The 16,711-nt window shown below is 66.6% G+C and carries 12 protein-coding genes and 1 rRNA gene; 9 read left to right on the top strand and 4 right to left on the bottom strand.

What is annotated here, in order from left to right:
* Positions 1 to 98 (top strand): 5S ribosomal RNA (gene rrf, locus AC5P5R_RS20100); the annotation flags it as partial.
* A gap of 317 nt (positions 99 to 415) precedes the next feature.
* Here the strand turns inward: rrf and AC5P5R_RS20095 are convergent.
* Both AC5P5R_RS20095 and AC5P5R_RS20090 read right to left on the bottom strand, forming a co-directional pair.
* Positions 416 to 2,131: a M28 family metallopeptidase gene (locus AC5P5R_RS20095; RefSeq protein ID WP_012478924.1), complete on the bottom strand. Its 1,716-nt coding sequence runs from the start codon at positions 2,129 to 2,131 to the stop codon at positions 416 to 418.
* An 86-nt stretch (positions 2,132 to 2,217) separates the two neighbouring features.
* Complete coding sequence (locus AC5P5R_RS20090; RefSeq protein WP_005407780.1) at positions 2,218 to 2,880, bottom strand: DUF4097 family beta strand repeat-containing protein; 663 nt, start codon at positions 2,878 to 2,880, stop codon at positions 2,218 to 2,220.
* Between the two features lie 94 nt (positions 2,881 to 2,974).
* Here AC5P5R_RS20090 and AC5P5R_RS20085 point away from each other — a divergent pair, with 94 nt between their 5' ends.
* Both AC5P5R_RS20085 and AC5P5R_RS20080 read left to right on the top strand, forming a co-directional pair.
* Positions 2,975 to 4,276, top strand: a complete 1,302-nt coding sequence (locus AC5P5R_RS20085) for a murein hydrolase activator EnvC family protein (protein WP_012478925.1) — start codon at positions 2,975 to 2,977, stop codon at positions 4,274 to 4,276.
* 108 nt (positions 4,277 to 4,384) lie between these two features.
* Entirely contained in the window at positions 4,385 to 5,833 is a 1,449-nt protein-coding gene (locus tag AC5P5R_RS20080; RefSeq protein WP_049459305.1) for a S41 family peptidase, read from the top strand.
* A gap of 83 nt (positions 5,834 to 5,916) precedes the next feature.
* Here the strand turns inward: AC5P5R_RS20080 and AC5P5R_RS20075 are convergent, their stop codons facing one another.
* On the bottom strand, positions 5,917 to 6,609 hold the full coding sequence (locus AC5P5R_RS20075) for a rhomboid family intramembrane serine protease (RefSeq protein WP_005407784.1): 693 nt from the start codon (positions 6,607 to 6,609) through the stop codon (positions 5,917 to 5,919).
* Positions 6,610 to 6,836: 227 nt separating this feature from the next.
* Here AC5P5R_RS20075 and AC5P5R_RS20070 point away from each other — a divergent pair, with 227 nt between their 5' ends.
* From AC5P5R_RS20070 to AC5P5R_RS20060, 3 genes are all read left to right on the top strand, one after another.
* A complete protein-coding gene (locus AC5P5R_RS20070) occupies positions 6,837 to 8,189 on the top strand; it encodes an outer membrane protein transport protein (RefSeq protein WP_164281696.1) in 1,353 nt (450 codons plus the stop codon).
* 140 nt (positions 8,190 to 8,329) lie between these two features.
* Entirely contained in the window at positions 8,330 to 8,929 is a 600-nt protein-coding gene (gene pnuC / locus AC5P5R_RS20065) for a nicotinamide riboside transporter PnuC (protein WP_049396190.1), read from the top strand.
* Positions 8,916 to 9,989: an AAA family ATPase gene (locus AC5P5R_RS20060; RefSeq protein WP_049459306.1), complete on the top strand. Its 1,074-nt coding sequence runs from the start codon at positions 8,916 to 8,918 to the stop codon at positions 9,987 to 9,989. Before pnuC ends, AC5P5R_RS20060 begins: the two co-directional genes overlap by 14 nt.
* A gap of 117 nt (positions 9,990 to 10,106) precedes the next feature.
* Here the strand turns inward: AC5P5R_RS20060 and putA are convergent, their stop codons facing one another.
* Positions 10,107 to 13,325: a bifunctional proline dehydrogenase/L-glutamate gamma-semialdehyde dehydrogenase PutA gene (putA, locus tag AC5P5R_RS20055; protein WP_049459307.1), complete on the bottom strand. Its 3,219-nt coding sequence runs from the start codon at positions 13,323 to 13,325 to the stop codon at positions 10,107 to 10,109.
* A gap of 274 nt (positions 13,326 to 13,599) precedes the next feature.
* On the opposite strand from putA, the gene AC5P5R_RS20050 reads away from it, so the two are divergent.
* The 3 genes from AC5P5R_RS20050 to ctaD are packed head-to-tail and all read left to right on the top strand — an operon-like array spanning position 13,600 to position 16,711.
* Complete coding sequence (locus AC5P5R_RS20050; RefSeq protein WP_004153894.1) at positions 13,600 to 14,076, top strand: DUF2244 domain-containing protein; 477 nt, start codon at positions 13,600 to 13,602, stop codon at positions 14,074 to 14,076.
* 11 nt (positions 14,077 to 14,087) lie between these two features.
* The gene (coxB, locus tag AC5P5R_RS20045; protein WP_099561735.1) at positions 14,088 to 15,044 is read left to right on the top strand and encodes a cytochrome c oxidase subunit II; all 957 of its coding nucleotides are present in this window, start codon (positions 14,088 to 14,090) and stop codon (positions 15,042 to 15,044) included.
* A 59-nt stretch (positions 15,045 to 15,103) separates the two neighbouring features.
* Complete coding sequence (ctaD, locus tag AC5P5R_RS20040; protein WP_005407790.1) at positions 15,104 to 16,711, top strand: cytochrome c oxidase subunit I; 1,608 nt, start codon at positions 15,104 to 15,106, stop codon at positions 16,709 to 16,711.

The following is a 16,711-nucleotide window of genomic DNA, read 5'->3' as shown; positions in this document are numbered from 1 at the left end:
TGTGGAACCACCCGATCCCATCCCGAACTCGGAAGTGAAACGCAGCTGCGCCGATGGTAGTGTGGCTCAAGCCATGCGAGAGTAGGTCATCGCCAGGGTTTACACCCAAAACCCCGCTGCTCACGCAGCGGGGTTTTTCTTTGTGCGCAGTAAATGCGGGTCGTGCCGGCCGCTGGCCGGCAACCCGATGGCATTACATGGCCCGGTAGATCCACGCCATGCGTGGAGGCCCACTGCGAGGAAGCATGGCGCCAACCAAGGTTGGCCGCTACCAATCGATTGCCGGCCAGCGGCCGGCACTACCGGCAGATCCACACCAATCGTGGATCTGCCGCCGACGGTACGCAAAAGAAAAGCGGCGCCCCGTGGGGCGCCGCTCTGCTCTCAACGATGTTCAGTCGAGCATGGCCCGTCTTTACCTTGCCGGTGCCTTGTCCTTCATCATCGCGTCGCGGGCTGCCTTGAACGGGTTGCCTTCGTACCAGTTCGGCCAACGATCGGCACCGGCCAGTTCCTTGCCGACGCCGTACATCAGCTGCAGGTCCTCGACAGTCCCGTCCAGCTTCCAGGTGGACGCGTCGAACTCGTCCTTCGGACCGTGGTAGCGGTTGGCGCCGTAGTCCGCTGCGGCCTTGCGGCCGGCGTCCACGCCACCCTCGCGCAGATCCTCGCCACCATCGGCGTACAGGGCCGGCACGCCGGCCTTGGCGAAGTTGAAGTGATCCGAGCGGAAGTAGAAGCCGCTCTGCACCGAGGTCTCACCATGCAGCGTGCGGTCCTGGGCTGCAGCCAGCGGCTTGAGGATGTCCTCCAGTTCCGAGCTGCCGAAGCCGGTGACGGTCACGTCCTTGGCACGGCCGGCCACCGACATCGCGTCGATGTTGATCACACCGGCGATCTTGTCCAGCGGGAAGGTCGGGTGGGAGACGTAGTACTTCGAACCCAGCAGGCCGGACTCTTCCAGGGTCACCGCCAGGAACACCACCGAGCGCTCCGGCTTCGGATCCTGGTGGGCCATGGCTTCGGCCACCTCAAGGATGCCGGCCACGCCGGTCGCGTTGTCGACCGCACCGTTGTAGATGTTGTCGCCGGTTTCACCCTCGTGCTTGCCCAGATGGTCCCAGTGCGCCATGTACAGCACGGCCTCGTCGGCACGCTTGCTGCCCGGCAGCACGCCCACCACGTTGCGCGACTGCTTCTGCGCGATCTGGCTCTTCAGGTCGACCGCGGCGGTGGCTTTCAGCGGCACCGGCTTGAAGCCGCGCTTGCTCGCATCCTTGTAAGCCTGCGCGAGGTCCAGGCCGGCACCGGCAAACAGCGCCTTGGCGGCGTCGGCGCTCAGCCAGCCCTGCACCGGAATGCGGGCTTCCGGGTCATCCTTGGCCGGCAGGTCGTACTGCGGGCCGGCCCAGGAGTTCTTCACTACGTCCCAGCCATAGGAGGCACCGGCGGTGTCGTGCACGATCAGCGCCGCGGCGGCGCCCTTGCGCGCGGCCTCTTCGAACTTGTAGGTCCAGCGGCCGTAGTAGGTCATGCGCTTGCCGTCGAACAGCTTCGCGTCGTCAACATGGAAGCCCGGATCGTTGACGAACATCACGACCGTCTTGCCCTTCCAGTCCTGGCCGGCATAGTCGTTCCACTTCTGCTCCGGCGCATCAACGCCGTAGCCGACGAACACCAGGTCGCTGGCATCGACTTTCACCTCAGCCTGGCCGGTACGGGTGCCGACCACCATGTCGGTACCGAACTTCAGCTCGGTGGTCTTGCCACCCTGGGTGATCTTCAGCACGGTCGATGCGTCGGCCGTGGTCTCGGTCATCGGCACGTCCTGGAACCAGCTGTCACCGTTGCCCGGCTGCAGGCCGATGCGCTGCATCTGGTCGCGGATGTAGTTGACCGTCAGTTCCTCGCCCTTGCTGCCCGGCGCGCGGCCTTCGAATTCATCCGAGGCCAGGGTCTTGACCATCTCGGCGAAGTCGCCGGCGTTGATCTCGGGGGAGAACTGATGAGCCGCCGGCTTCGCGGCAGCGGTGTCGGTGGCTGACGCCGGTGCGGTGGCCGGCGTGTCTTCGCCTTTGCAGGCACTGAGCGCGGCCGCGGCGGCCAGGCACAGGAGGAGTTTGCGGGGCATCGTCGATTCCTGGAAAACAAAGGGCGGCCGCACGTCGTGCACGGCCGGTATCAGCGAGTATCACCGAACCAAGCGGTCCGGTGCGCTCAGTCCGCCGGGGCGGTTTCGGTGTCGAACGGGATCGGTTCGGCGCCGGTGACCGGACCGATGCGCGCGGTGCGATGCACGTAAAGCACCACCTCGCGTTCGAACTGCAGGGGGCCGTTGACTACGGCATTCGGGCCGACGATCACGCGCGGCTTGCGGCTGGCGGTGAGCGAGACGCTGAAGTTCGGCTTGCGCACGTGCACACCGCCGTTGACCTGGGAACCGATGCCGACGGTGATATCGCCGTTGACGGTCTCCACGTCCTTGCCGACGCGGCTTTCGACCAGGCCGATGCCACCGTTCACGGTTTCGACGCCGCCTTCGATCTGGCTGCCGCGATCGGTGAAGATGCTGCCGTTGACGGTGCTGACGCTGCCGTGTGCAATCACCTCGCGGCCCAGGCGTACGCCGCCGTTGACCGTTTCAATCTTGCCGGTACGTGCACGGTCGGCCACCTTGACCCCGCCGTTGACGGTGTCGATGCTGCCGGTCTCGACGCCTTCACCAACCCGGATACCGCCGTTGACGGTATCCAGCTTGCCGTAGCGCTGGCCAGGCTCGGCGCTGATGCTGCCGTTGACCTTGCTGATGTTGTCCTGGGCACCGGCGGGGCCGGCAACGAGCAGGACGCCCAACAACAGCGGAATGGAAAGAGTTTTCATGGGACCTCGATGGATGTGCGGCTGGCAGGCCGCGTGCGGAGATGTCACCATTCCCCGGTACCCCCTGCAACTGCCTGAAGTCACTGGAAAGCCCTTGCGCGACAACGCCTTCCCATCACGCCGACATCACATCGCCGCCATCCGCGGCGGGCGCTGCCTGCTGTTGGGGCTGGCCATCGCCTTGGCGCTGCCGTTGCAGGGCGCCGCTCAGACCACCCGCGAGACCGAGCGCAAGCTGCAGAAGCTGCGTAGCGAGTTGAAGGGCGTGGCGCAGGAGCGCAGGCAGATCGAGGGCCAGCGGGGCCAGGCCTCGCAGCAGCTGCGTGAGGCGGACGAGAAGGTGGCCCGCACCGGCCGTGCGCTTGCGCAGACTGAAACTGCGCTGCGCGAGCAGGGAAGGGCCCTGGCCGAGGCCGAACAACGCCGCAGCACGCTGCAGGCCAACCTCGCCCAGCAGCATCGCGAGCTGGCCGGCCTGCTGCGTGCGGCCTACCAGCTGGGCAACCATGCACCTCTGAAGCTGCTGCTGTCGCAGGACACGGTGGCCGATGCCAATCGTGCCCTGGCCTACCACCGCTACCTGCAACGCGAGCGGGCACAGCGCATCACCACGCTGACAGCCGACCTGAAAGAGCTGGAAGTGCTGCAGGCGCAGATCGCCGAGCGCAAGCAGAAGCTGCAGGGTGCGCAGCAGGACCAGAAGCAGCAGGCTGCGGCGCTGGAAGCCGACCGTCGCGATCGCGCCAGGACCGTCGCCTCGCTGGATGAGCGCTTCAAGGACCAGCGCGAGAAGGAACAGGCGCTGGGCCAGGACGCCAAGGCACTGGAGAAGCTGCTGGCCAACCTGCGTGCCGCTGCGGCAAGGGCCGAAGCCGAGCGCCGCGCCGCGGCGCGGCGAGCAGCCGCTGAAAAGGCCGCCGCCGAGCGTGCCGCACGCCAGGCCGCCGCGCAGGGCCGCCCGCCACCGCCGCCCACCAAGGTCCCGCCTGCCGTGGCCTCTGCGCCGGCGCCGAAGGTGGGTGGCCTGGGCTGGCCGTTGTCGGGCAACCTGTTGGCCCGCTACGGCGGAAAGCTGCCCGACGGCCGCACCAGCAGTGGTGTGTTGATCGGCGCGCCCGCCGGCAGCACCGTCACCGCCGTGGCCGACGGCACCGTGGTGTTCTCCGATTGGATGACCGGCTACGGCATGATCCTGATCGTCGATCACGGCAACGGCTACATGAGCCTGTACGCGCACAACGACACCCTGCTGAAGGATGCCGGCGCACGGGTCAGCCGCGGCGATGCGGTGGCCAAGGTCGGCAATTCCGGTGGCCAGGGCGTGACCGCGCTGTACTTCGAACTGCGCCGGGGCGGGCAGCCGGTCAACCCGGACAGCTGGCTGCAGCGGCGCTGAATCCGGCGCTGTCGCGTGGCGGACGGATTCAACGGGAATTTAGCTGTGCTTCGCGCATAATCGACGCATGTGCCTTGGGCACGATGCCAACGTCGACAGGAGTGATCCATGCGCGCAGCCCGTACCGCCACCCTCTTGCTGGCCCTGTTGCCGGCGCTGTCCTGGGCGCAGCAGACCGCGCCCGCCCCGAGCAAGGAAACCAGCGGGCAGGCAGCGAACAGCGAGGAGGCGGTGACCTCGAAGGTGCCGCTGGAGGACATCCGCCGCTTCGTGGCGGTGTACAACGCGGTGCGCGCGGCCTATGTCGACCCGGTCGATGACAAGAAGCTGATGCAGTCGGCGGTGCGCGGCCTGCTGCTCGACCTCGACCCGCACAGCACGTACTTCAACAAGGAAGACGCGCAGGCCTTCGACGAGCAGGCCAACGGCGCCTACGAGGGCATCGGCGTGGAGTTGCAGCAGCAGCCCGACAACGCCAGCATGAAGGTCATCTCGCCGATCGACGACACGCCGGCGGCCAAGGCCGGCATCCTCGCCGGTGACCTGATCATCGCCATCGACGGCAAGCCGATCAGCGCCATTGATGCGAGCGAACCGTTGCGTGGCCCGGCCGGCAGCAAGGTGGTGCTGACCATCGTGCGCGCGGGCAAGCCGAAGCCGTTCGACGTCAGCCTCACCCGCCAGACCATCCGCGTGACCAGCGTGCGCAGCCGCCTGCTGGAGCCGGGCTACGGCTACATCCGCCTGAGCACCTTCCAGGCCGACACCGGGTCGGACTTCCAGAAGCACCTGCAGCAGCTGCAGAAGCAGTCCGGTGGCCAGCTCAAGGGCCTGGTGCTGGATCTGCGCAGCAACCCGGGCGGCCTTTTGACTGCCGCGGTGCAGGTGGCCGACGACCTGCTCGACAAGGGCAACATCGTCAGCACCCGCGGCCGCATCAGCATCAGTGATGCACGGTTCGATGCGACGCCGGGCGACCTGCTGAAGGGCGCACCGGTGGTGGTGCTGGTCGATGCGGGCTCGGCCAGCGCCTCGGAAGTGCTGGCTGGGGCGCTGCGCGACAACAAGCGCGCGCGCGTGGTCGGCAGCCGCACCTTCGGCAAAGGCTCGGTGCAGACCGTGTTGCCGCTGGACAACGGTGACTCGGTGAAGCTGACCACCGCGCGTTATTACACGCCCAGCGGCAGGTCGATCCAGGCCACTGGCATCGTGCCGGAGGTCGAACTGAAGCCCGCGGCGCGCCCGGAAGACGAGGCACTGCCGGCCAGCCTGAGCGATTACAGCGAAGCGACCCTGCCGGGCCATCTGCGTGGCGACGACGAAGGCACCGAGGGCTACCACGCCGGTGCGGTGCTGCCGGGCGATGGCCCGATCAACGACGCGCTGGCCGAGCTGAAGAACCCGGGTTCGGTGGCTGCACGCTTGAAGGCCGAGGCGGCGAAGGCGGATGCGGCCAAGGCCGCGAAGGCCGCTGCGGCGAAGCCGGAAGCGAAGGTCGAACCTAAGCCGGAAGCACAGCCGGAAGCAAAGCCCGCACCGGCCCCAGCGAAGCCGTGAGGTAGCGCCGGGCCATACCCGGCGTCGGCTCAAGGGCGGAAGAAGAAACCAAATGCCGGCCAGCGGCCGGCACTACCTGGGCCTCAGAAGCCGTGGCGCTTGCGCAGGCGGCGGGCGATGGCCGCGCGCACGTAGACCCCGTACACCAGGCCGAACACGAAGCCGCCGATGTGGGCCCACCAGGCCACCATGCCGAAGCTCGGGCCGATATGGGCGAACACCACCTGCAGCGCTGCCCACACGCCGATCAGCAGGTAGGCCGGGGCACGCACGAATTCCAGGAACAGGCCAAGCGGGATCACCACGCCCAGCCGCGCCCCCGGGAACAGGGCCAGGTAGGCACCGATCAGTGCCGAGACCGCGCCACTGGCACCGATGATGATCTGGTCCGGGCTGCCCATGGTGTAGATGGCCACCAGATTCGATACCGCGCCGCCGACCAGGAACAGCAGCAGCAGGCGCCAGGGCCCCAGCACCCGCTCGGCGGGCAGGCCGAAGATCAACAGGAACACCAGGTTGCCCAGCAGATGCGACCAGTCCGCGTGCAGGAACAGGGCGGTGAACAGGCGCAGCACGCTGCCGTCCTGCAGCGTCGCCCACCAGTCGAGCGGGTGGGTCAGGCCCGTGGACAGGGCGCCCCAGTCCAGCCAGAGGCTGCCGCGGGCATCGTCCGGACGCGAGATCGACCACAGGAACGCCAGCCACAGTGCCGCAAACAGCACGGGCGTGGCCCAGCGCAGGGCCGCCTTCTTGCGGGACGGGAGGGAGACGAACATGGCACTAGCCTAGCGTGCGGGCGCTTGCGACGGGGATTGTCCTGTTCAGCTTTTGAGACGGAAAAACCGCCTGCGTCGTTATTGTTTCATTAACGGCTCTGGGTAATACTCGCATACGGCGTCGTATGTCGGGAGGGGAATCCGGCGCGCTTCGACGGGCCTCTGGGCCTGCCGGGCGCAGGCGCACTCAGAGCACCATCACCGCTTACCGGAGAGAGAGAACTACGATGCAAACCGCTTCCACCATTGCCCGACTGACCCTGCTGGCCGTCGGCGTTGCCGGTGCGCTGGCCGCCGCCGATGCCAATGCTGCCGCCTTCCAGCTGAAGGAAAACAGCGCCAAGGGCCTGGGCCGCGCGTTCGCCGGCTCCGGCAGCGCCGAAGGCGACGCCTCCATCATCGCCGTCAACCCGGCCGGCATGCGCCAGCTTGATGGCACCCTGATTCAGGGTGACCTGAGCGCCATCAGCTTCAAGGCCGAGTTCAAAGGCCAAGGCCGTAAGCCGACCGGCGCCGCGCAGACCGGCGGTGACGGCGGCGACGCTGGAATGATCGCCCCGGTTCCGGCCGCATACTTCCATATGCCAGTCGGCGAGAAGGCGCACTTCGGTGTGTCGCTGACTGCTCCGTTTGGTTTCAAGACCCAGTACGACAATGGTTGGGTGGGTCGCTACAGCGGCCTGAAGACCGATTTGAAGGCGATCGACCTCGGCTTCGCCGCATCCTATGACGTCAACCCGTACGTTTCCTTCGGTGCGTCGGTGTTCGTCGAGCACCTGACTATGGAGCTGAGCAACAACATCGATTTCGGTACTGCGCTGGCCCAGGCCCGCGTGCCGGGTTACGCCCCGGGCAGCGCCGACGGCAAGCTGACCGTTGAAGGCGACAACAATGCAGTGGGCTGGACGGTCGGTGGTCTGTTCTCGATCGATGAGAATACCCACATCGGCCTGAGCTACCGCTCCAAGGTTACGCACAAGATCACCGGTGGCGATGCCACCTTCCTGATGCCGAACGACAATGGCCGCACCGCGACCATCCTGGGACAGACTCAGCCGGGCCAGTTCGTCAGCACCAGCGGGAAGGCAACCGTAAAGCTGCCGGCGTCGGCAACCCTCAGTGTGACCCACAAGGTCAACGACCGCTGGACTGTGATGGGTGACGTCACCCGCACCGCTTGGTCGACCGCATTCGACGCTGTCACCATCGACTACGCTTCGGCCCAGAAGGACTCTGTGCTGGACTTCGGCTATCGCGATACCACCTTCGTGTCGCTGGGTGCGGACTACAAGCTGAGCGATACCGTCACCCTGCGCGGTGGTGTCGCGCTGGACCAGACCCCGACTACCGACGCTCATCGCGATGTGCGCGTGCCAGATACCAGCCGCAAGTGGCTGTCGCTGGGCGTGGGCTGGACCCCGTCGGCTAACACCGAATACAACTTCGGCTACACCCACCTGTTCACCAGCGACCCGAACGTGAACATCAAGCCGACTACCAACAACCAGGGCAACTCGCTGGCTGGCAAGTACAAGGTTCGTGGCGACGTGCTGGCAGCTTCGTTCCAGTACAAGTTCTGATCCAGGCGATTGCCTGAAGCAAGACACGGAAGGCCCCGCGTAAGCGGGGCCTTCTTTTTGCAGTGCGGCCCAGGGCATCCACGTCGGGCGTGGCTACGCCCGGTTGTGTACGCAGGGGGCGAATCCATGACAATAGCGTCATGAACCTGTCCGACCCGAACTTCCAGCTGGAGCTGGCCGCCAACATCGCCGTCGCCGGCTCGATCCTGCTGGCCGGCCGCAACAACGTGCACACCTGGTGGCTGGGCATCGTCGGCTGCGCCTTGTTTGCTGCGGTGTTCGAACGATCGCACCTGTATGCGGACATGGTGCTGCAGTTCTTCTTCATCGCCATCAGCGTGCTGGGCTGGTGGCAGTGGCTGCGCGGTGACCACGGTGCGCCGTTGCCGATCACTTCATTGCGGCCGCGCGCCTGGGCCTGGCTGGCACCGCTGGCAGTGGTGGCTACCTTCGGCTACGGCTGGATGCTGACCCGCCTGACCAACGCCTACGCGCCGTACATCGATTCGGCGGTGCTGGTACTGAGCGTGATCGCACAGATCCTGATGATGCGCCGCAAGCTGGAATCGTGGTGGGTGTGGCTGCTGGTGAACACCGTGGCGGTGCCGCTGTACTACAGCCGTGGCCTGCACCTGACCTCGATCCTCTACATCGGTTTCTGGATAAACGCGCTGGTCGCCCTGCGCCATTGGCGCCATCTGATGCGGACGGAGGCCAAGGCAGCCGATGCCGCCGCCTGAGCGCGTTGCGCGGGGGTTGGTGGTGGGCAAGTTCTGCCCGCTGCACCTCGGCCACGAACGCCTGATCGACTTCGCCGCCACGCGCTGCCGGCAGCTGCTGGTGATCGGCTGGTCGCAGCCGGGTTTCCCAGGCTACAGCGCCGAGCGTCGCGAGCGCTGGCTGCGAGCGCGCTTCCCGCAGGCGACGGTGGCGGTGCTTGATGACGCGCGCCTGGCGGCATTGTGCACGCAGCACGGTTTGCCCGTGCGCACGCTGCCGCAGGACAGCGACAACGAGCACGTGCAGCGCGAGTTCACCGCCTGGCTGTGCCTGAGCCTGTTCGGCGGGCCGGTGCAGGCGGTCTACACCGGCGAGGACTACGGCGACGGCTTCGCGCAGGCGCTGGCCACGCACTTCGGCGCGCCGGTACGCCATGAGCGGCTCGAACGCGCACTGGACGTCGGGCAGGCGTGTGGCACCCAGCTGCGCGCCGATCCGCATGCGCACCGTCATGGCCTCGCACCGCAGGTCTATGCCGGCTATGTGCAGCGCGTGGCGTTCATTGGTGGCGAGTCCAGCGGAAAGACCACGCTGGCGCGCGTGATGGCCGAGCGACTGCAGACCGCCTGGGTGCCGGAGTATGGCCGCACGCTATGGGAGCAGCAGGGCGGAGAGCTGACGCCAGATGATCTGCTTCGCATCGCAATGGCACAGCCGCAGCACGAAGACGAGACCGCACGGCATGCGCATCGCTGGCTGTTCTGCGATACCACGCCGCTGGTGACGCTGGACTACAGCGGCTGGATGTCTGGTACGGCGCCGGAGGCACTGCGGCAGGCTGCATTGCGACCGTATGACCTGCTGTTCCTGTGTGCGCCGGATATCCCGTTCGACCAGGACGGCACGCGGGTGGGCGAAGCCTTCCGGGCGCAGCAGCATGCGTGGTACGTGCGCGAGCTGGAGGCGCGGGGAGTCGACTACGTGCTGCTGGAGGGGGGGCTGGAAGCGCGCATCGCGCGCGTGCACGGCGAGCTGGCGAAGCGGGCGGACAATCGGTTCAGTGTGGCCCAGCCTCTGTAGAGCGAGCCCACGCTCGGCTGTGCGAGGAAAGCCGAGCGTGGGCCCGGCTCTACAGGAAGCAAGGCATAAAAAACCCCGCTTTCGCGGGGTTTTTCGTTCACTGCATCAACCGGGCGATCAGTCGCCCAGGGTCAGCAGCGAGGCGTTGCCGCCGGCGGCGGTGGTATTCACCGTCACCGTCTTTTCGGTGGCGAAGCGCAACAGGTAGTGCGGGCCGCCGGCCTTCGGGCCGGTGCCGGACAGGCCCTGGCCGCCGAACGGCTGCACGCCGACCACCGCACCGATCTGGTTGCGGTTGACGTAGACGTTGCCGACATGGACGCCGTTGCTGATGCGGTCGACGGTCTCGTCGATGCGCGAATGCACGCCCAGGGTCAGGCCGTAGCCGGTAGCGTTGATCTGGTCGATTACCGCGTCGAGCTGGTCGCCCTTCCAGCGGATCACGTGCAGCACCGGGCCGAACACTTCCTTCTGCAGCTGGCCCAGGTCCTTCAGTTCGTACGCGCGCGGTGCGAAGAAGGTGCCGTTGGCGGCCTCGGCCGACAGCTCGGCGGCGGCGATCAGGCGCGCTTCGCGGTCCATGCGCTCAGCGTGGTCCTGCAGGATCTTCAGCGCATCTGCGTCGATCACCGGGCCGACGTCGGTGGACAGCAGGCCGGGGTTGCCGACCTTCAGTTCCTTCATCGCACCGGCCAGCATGGTCATCACCTTGTCGGCGATGTCGTCCTGCACGAACAGCACGCGCGCAGCCGAGCAACGCTGGCCGGCGGAGGTGAAGGCCGAACCGATCGCGTCCTTGACCAGCTGTTCCGGCAGTGCCGAGGAGTCGGCGATGAAGGCGTTCTGGCCACCGGTCTCGGCGATCAGCACACCGATGGCGGCGTCACGCGCCGCCATCGCGCGGTTGATCGCACGGGCGGTGTCGGTGGAGCCGGTGAAGGCCACGCCGGCCACGCGCGGGTCGGCGGTCAGCGCGGCACCGACGGTAGCACCGTCGCCCGGCAGGAACTGCACCACCTCGGCCGGCACGCCGGCGTCGTGCAGCAGCTTCACCGCGTAGTAGCCGATCAGGTTGGTCTGCTCGGCCGGCTTGGCGATGACGCTGTTGCCGGCGGCCAGGGCGGCAGCGACCTGGCCCAGGAAGATCGCCAGCGGGAAGTTCCACGGGCTGATGCAGACGAACACGCCGCGGCCGTGCAACTGCAGCTCGTTGGACTCACCGGTCGGGCTCGGCAGCTTCTCGGCGTGGCTGAACTGCTCGCGCGCCTGCTTGGCGTAGTAGCGCAGGAAGTCCACCGCTTCGCGCACTTCGGCGATGCTGTCGGGCAGGCTCTTGCCGGCTTCCTTCACGCACAGCGCCATGAATTCCGGCATGCGTGCTTCCAGCTGGTCGGCGGCGTGCTCGAGGATGGCGGCGCGGCTGGCGGCCGGGGTGCGGTTCCAGGCCGGCTGCGCGGCTACGGCATTCGCCAGGGCCTTCTGCACGGTGGCGGCGTCTGCGGCCAGCCACTGGCCAACCACTTCACGGGTGTCGGCCGGGTTGGTCACCGGCAGCGCGGCGCCGGCCGGGTTGGCGCCCGGCACCAGCGGCGCAGCCTGCCAGGGCTTCACAGCCGCGTTGATCTGCTCGGCCAGGGCGCGCAGTTCGTTGTCGTTGGCGAGGTTGGCGCCCATGGAGTTCTTCCTGTCGTGGTTCTGGCTGCGCAGCAGGTCAACCGGCAGCGGGATCTTGGGATGCGGAATCGAAGCGAACGAGGCGACCATCTCGACCGGATCGCGGATCAGGTCGGCGATCGGCACGCGCTCGTCGGTGATGCGGTTGACGAAACTGGAGTTGGCGCCGTTTTCCAGCAGGCGACGCACCAGGTACGGCAGCAGGTCTTCATGCGAACCGACCGGTGCATACACGCGGCAGGGCAGGCCCAGGCGGTCAGCCGGCACCACTTCGGCGTACAGGTCGTCGCCCATGCCGTGCAGCTTCTGGTGCTCGTACACGCCGCCGTTGGCGATGCTGCGCACGGCCGCGATGGTATGCGCGTTGTGCGTGGCGAACATCGGGTAGATCGCGTCGGCATGGGTGAACAGCCGCTTGGCGCAGGCCAGGTAGGACACGTCGGTGTTCTGCTTGCGGGTGAACACCGGGTAGCCCGGGTAGCCTTCGATCTGCGCGCGCTTGATCTCGGCGTCCCAGTACGCGCCCTTGACCAGGCGCACCTGCAGGCGGCGACCGGCGCGGCGCGCCATGTCGGCCAGGTGGTCGATCGTGTACGGGGTGCGCTTCTGGTAGGCCTGCACGACCACGCCGAAGCCATCCCAGCCGGACAGCGAGGCGTCGGAGAACACCTGCTCGATGATGTCCAGCGACAGTTCCAGGCGGTCGGACTCTTCGGCGTCGACGGTGCAGCCGATGCCATAGCTCTTGGCCAGCTGCGCCAGTTCCAGCACGCCCGGCACCAGGTCCTTCAGCACGCGCTCGCGCTTGGCGTGCTCATAGCGCGGGTACAGCGCCGACAGCTTGATCGAGATGCCCGGGGCATTGTTGACGTCGCCATCCGGACGGCCGCCGCGTGCCTTGTGATCGCCGCCGATGGCGTGGATCGCACGACGGTAGTCTTCCAGGTAGCGCAGCGCGTCCTTCATGGTCAGCGCACCTTCGCCGAGCATGTCGAAGGAGTAGCGGTAGCTGGCGTTGTCGCCCTTGTGCGAGCGCGCCAGCGCTTCGCTGATGGTGCGGCCCATGACGAACTGGTGGCCCATGATCTTCATCGCCTGGCGCACGGCCAGGCGCACCACCGGCTCACCGACGCGGCCGACCAGGCGCTTGAACGCGCTGGGCGCATCGGCGCGGGTGGCGTCGTTCATCTGCACCAGCTTGCCGGTCAGCATCAGGCCCCAGGTGGAGGCATTGACCAGCACCGAGTCGCTGCCGCCCAGGTGCTTTTCCCAGTCGGCATCGGCCAGCTTGTCGCGGATCAGCTTGTCGGCGGTGTCCTGGTCCGGAATACGCAGCAGTGCCTCGGCCACGCACATCAGCAACACGCCTTCCTCGCTGCCCAGGTCGTACTGGCGCATGAAGGCTTCGATGGCGCCCTGGTCCTTGGCGCGCACGCGCACGCGGCCGACCAGGTCGGCGGCCAGTGCCTGCACCCGGGCCTGCTCGTCGGCGGGCAGGCGGGCCTGCGCCAGCAGCTCGCGCACGTGGGTGGCCTCGTCCTTCAACCAGGCGTCGGTGATGGCCTGGCGGAACGGGTTGGGGGGCGCCGGCAGTTCCGGCGACAGCAACGCGCCGGGACGCAGGGCGTCGGGGGCTGCAGGAGAGGAGGAAGGTGCGTTCATGCCGGTCCGGCCAGTGGAAAACTTGGCGATTTTAATCATTTTTGCGGGTTGCGGAAGTGCCCTGCAGCCACCTTCGTGAAGCGCTGATAGCCAATAGCTGCGGTGGATTCAGCGTGTTCAGCAAGTGTGGATGAGTTTGTGCCGAATTCGTCATTCGTACCGCCGACCTCATGCTGTGTTGCAGCATCGGAAAATGTGTGAATGCACCCTTGCTACCGGCGAGAGGGCGGGGCTACCATCGAGGCGTTTCCCGCGGCAGGAACGCGGTTGCGACATGATCGAGGTGCTTCCAGCTCCGGATGGGTCAGGTACGCAGCTGCGGCTGCGTCCCCCACGGGCGCTCGATGCCCGGCAGTTCGTCCTGTTGTTCACCGTGTTGTCGGGTGCGATGTGGCTGGTGTCCGCCCTCGGGTGGTTGGCCGGCAATGCATTCGCCCCCCTGTTCGCGCTGCTGTACAGCCTGGTGCTGGCGGCCGCGCTGCGTGCCTTGTGGCGCAGCGGTGAACGGCAGGAGGAGATCCGGGTAGTGCCGGCGTACGTGGAGGTCATCCCCGTACCCGGTGGATCGCCGGTGTTCCGGGCCCATCCCCACTGGGTGCGCCTGCTCACCGACGATGAGAGGGTCCGGCTGGCATCCAGCGGCCGGCAGGTGGAGGTGGGGAGTTTCCTCGCGCCGGCCGAACGTCAGACGCTCGCAGAGACACTTGAAAGCTTGCTCGCCGCCAGCGATGGCGGCAACCGACGACGCTAAGGGTCTAGGCAATGAAGCAAAGCAGCAGGTGGGGCACGAAGTGCGTGAACGCGGTCGCCGCGATGCTGGCGACCGGGGGACTGATGCCGGCGTTGGCCTGGGCCCAGGCGGCCGATCCGAAGCCGTGGCAGCTGAACATGGGCAAGGGGGTGACCCAGACCTCGCGCCTGGCCTGGGAATCGAACAACCTGTCGTTGATCATCTGCACGGTGATCGGCGTCATCGTGTTCGGGGCGATGGCCTACGCCATGTTCAAGTTCCGCAAATCCAAGGGCGCGGTCGCGGCCACCTTCAGCCACAACACCAAGGCCGAGATCATCTGGACAGTGATCCCGGTGATCATCCTGATCGTGATGGCATGGCCGGCCACGGCCAACCTGATCAAGATGTACGACACCCGCGATGCCGAGATGACGGTGAAGGTCACCGGCTACCAGTGGATGTGGAAGTACGAATACCTCGGCGAGAACGTCACCTTCACCAGCCGCCTGGACCGCGAGTCCGACCGGGTGCGGCAGAGCGGCATCGTGCCGACCCGCGAAAGCCATCCGCACTACCTGCTGGATGTCGACAACCGCCTGGTGCTGCCGGTCGATACCAAGGTGCGTTTCGTCATCACCTCCGACGACGTGATCCACGCCTGGTGGGTGCCGGCGCTGGGCTGGAAGCAGGACGCCATCCCTGGCTTCATCAACGAAGCCTGGACCCGCATCGAGCAGCCGGGTGTCTACCGCGGCCAGTGCGCCGAGCTGTGTGGCAAGGACCACGGCTTCATGCCGATCGTGGTCGAGGCGGTGTCCAAGGAAGAGTTCAAGCAGTGGCTGGCGCAGCGCAAGCCCGCGCCGCCGGCTGAGCCTGCGACGCCTGCGGCACCTGCCGAACCGACTGCACCGACGGGCGAGGCACCGGCTGCGCCTGCTGCTGCAGAAGCGGGCAGCGCGCCTGCCACCGCGGCCAGCGGAGCGTGATGTAAAGCCCGCAGCCGTTCGCGGCCGCGGTGACAACCGATTCTGAGAGGTGTTTTGCAATGGCGCACTCGGCAGTTGGGCACGACGATCATCATCACCACCAGAGCTTCTTCGAACGTTGGTTCTTCTCGACCAACCACAAGGACATCGGCACGCTGTACCTCGGTTTCAGCTTCATCATGTTCATCATCGGCGCGGCGATGAGCGTGGTGATCCGCGCCGAGCTGGCGCAGCCGGGCCTGCAGTTCGTCAAGCCCGAGTTCTTCAACCAGATGACCACCGTACATGCGCTGGTGATGATCTTCGGCGGGGTGATGCCGGCCTTCGTCGGACTGGCCAACTGGATGATCCCGCTGCAGATCGGCGCGCCGGACATGGCGCTGCCACGCATGAACAACTGGTCGTTCTGGTTGCTGCCGGTGGCTTTCAGCCTGCTGCTGCTGACCCTGTTCCTGCCCGGCGGTGCACCGGCCGGTGGCTGGACGCTGTACCCGCCGCTGTCGCTGCAGGGCGGCTACAACGTTGCCTTCAGCGTGTTCGCCATCCACGTGGCCGGCATCAGTTCGATCATGGGCGCGATCAACATCATCGCCACCGTGCTCAACATGCGTGCGCCGGGCATCGACCTGCTGAAAATGCCGATCTTCTGCTGGGCCTGGCTGATCACCGCCTTCCTGCTGATCGCGGTGATGCCGGTGCTGGCCGGCGCGGTGACCATGCTGCTGACCGACAAGTTCTTCGGCACCAGCTTCTTCAATGCCGCCGGTGGCGGTGACCCGGTGATGTACCAGCACATCTTCTGGTTCTTCGGCCATCCCGAGGTCTACATCATGATCCTGCCCGCCTTCGGCGTGGTCAGCGAGATCATCCCGACCTTCAGCCGCAAGCCGCTGTTCGGCTACCAGGCGATGGTGTACGCCACCGCCGCGATCGCGTTCCTGTCGTTCATCGTCTGGGCCCACCACATGTTCACCGTGGGCATGCCGCTGGGCGGCGAGATCTACTTCATGTTCGCCACCATGCTGATCTCGATCCCGACCGGGGTGAAGGTGTTCAACTGGGTCAGCACCATGTGGCGTGGCTCGCTGACGTTCGAGGCACCGATGCTGTGGTCGGTGGCCTTCGTCATCCTGTTCACCATCGGTGGCTTCTCCGGCCTGATGCTGGCGATCGTCGCCGCCGACTTCCAGTACCACGACACCTACTTCGTGGTCGCGCACTTCCACTACGTGCTGGTGACCGGTGCGGTGTTCGCGCTGATCGCCGCGGTGTACTACTGGTGGCCGAAGTGGACCGGGCGGATGTACAGCGAGAAGTGGGCCAAGGTGCACTTCTGGTGGTCGATCGTATTCGTCAACCTGTTGTTCTTCCCGCAGCATTTCCTCGGCCTGGCCGGCATGCCGCGTCGCATTCCCGACTACAGCGTGGCCTTCGCCGACTGGAACCTGATCAGCTCGATCGGTGCGTTCGGCATGTTCGTCACCCCGTTCATGATGGCCGCGATCCTGCTGTCGTCCCTGCGCAACGGCGAGAAGGCCGAGGCCCGTTCCTGGGAAGGCGCGCGCGGCCTGGAGTGGACGCTGCCGTCGCCAGCACCGGCACATACCTTCACCACGCCGCCGACCATCCGTCCGGGAGATCTGGCGCATGACGACATCACGCATTGA

Source organism: Stenotrophomonas sp. YJH_SMC_19, assembly GCF_059367915.1.
This window is presented reverse-complemented; position numbering and strand designations above follow the sequence as displayed.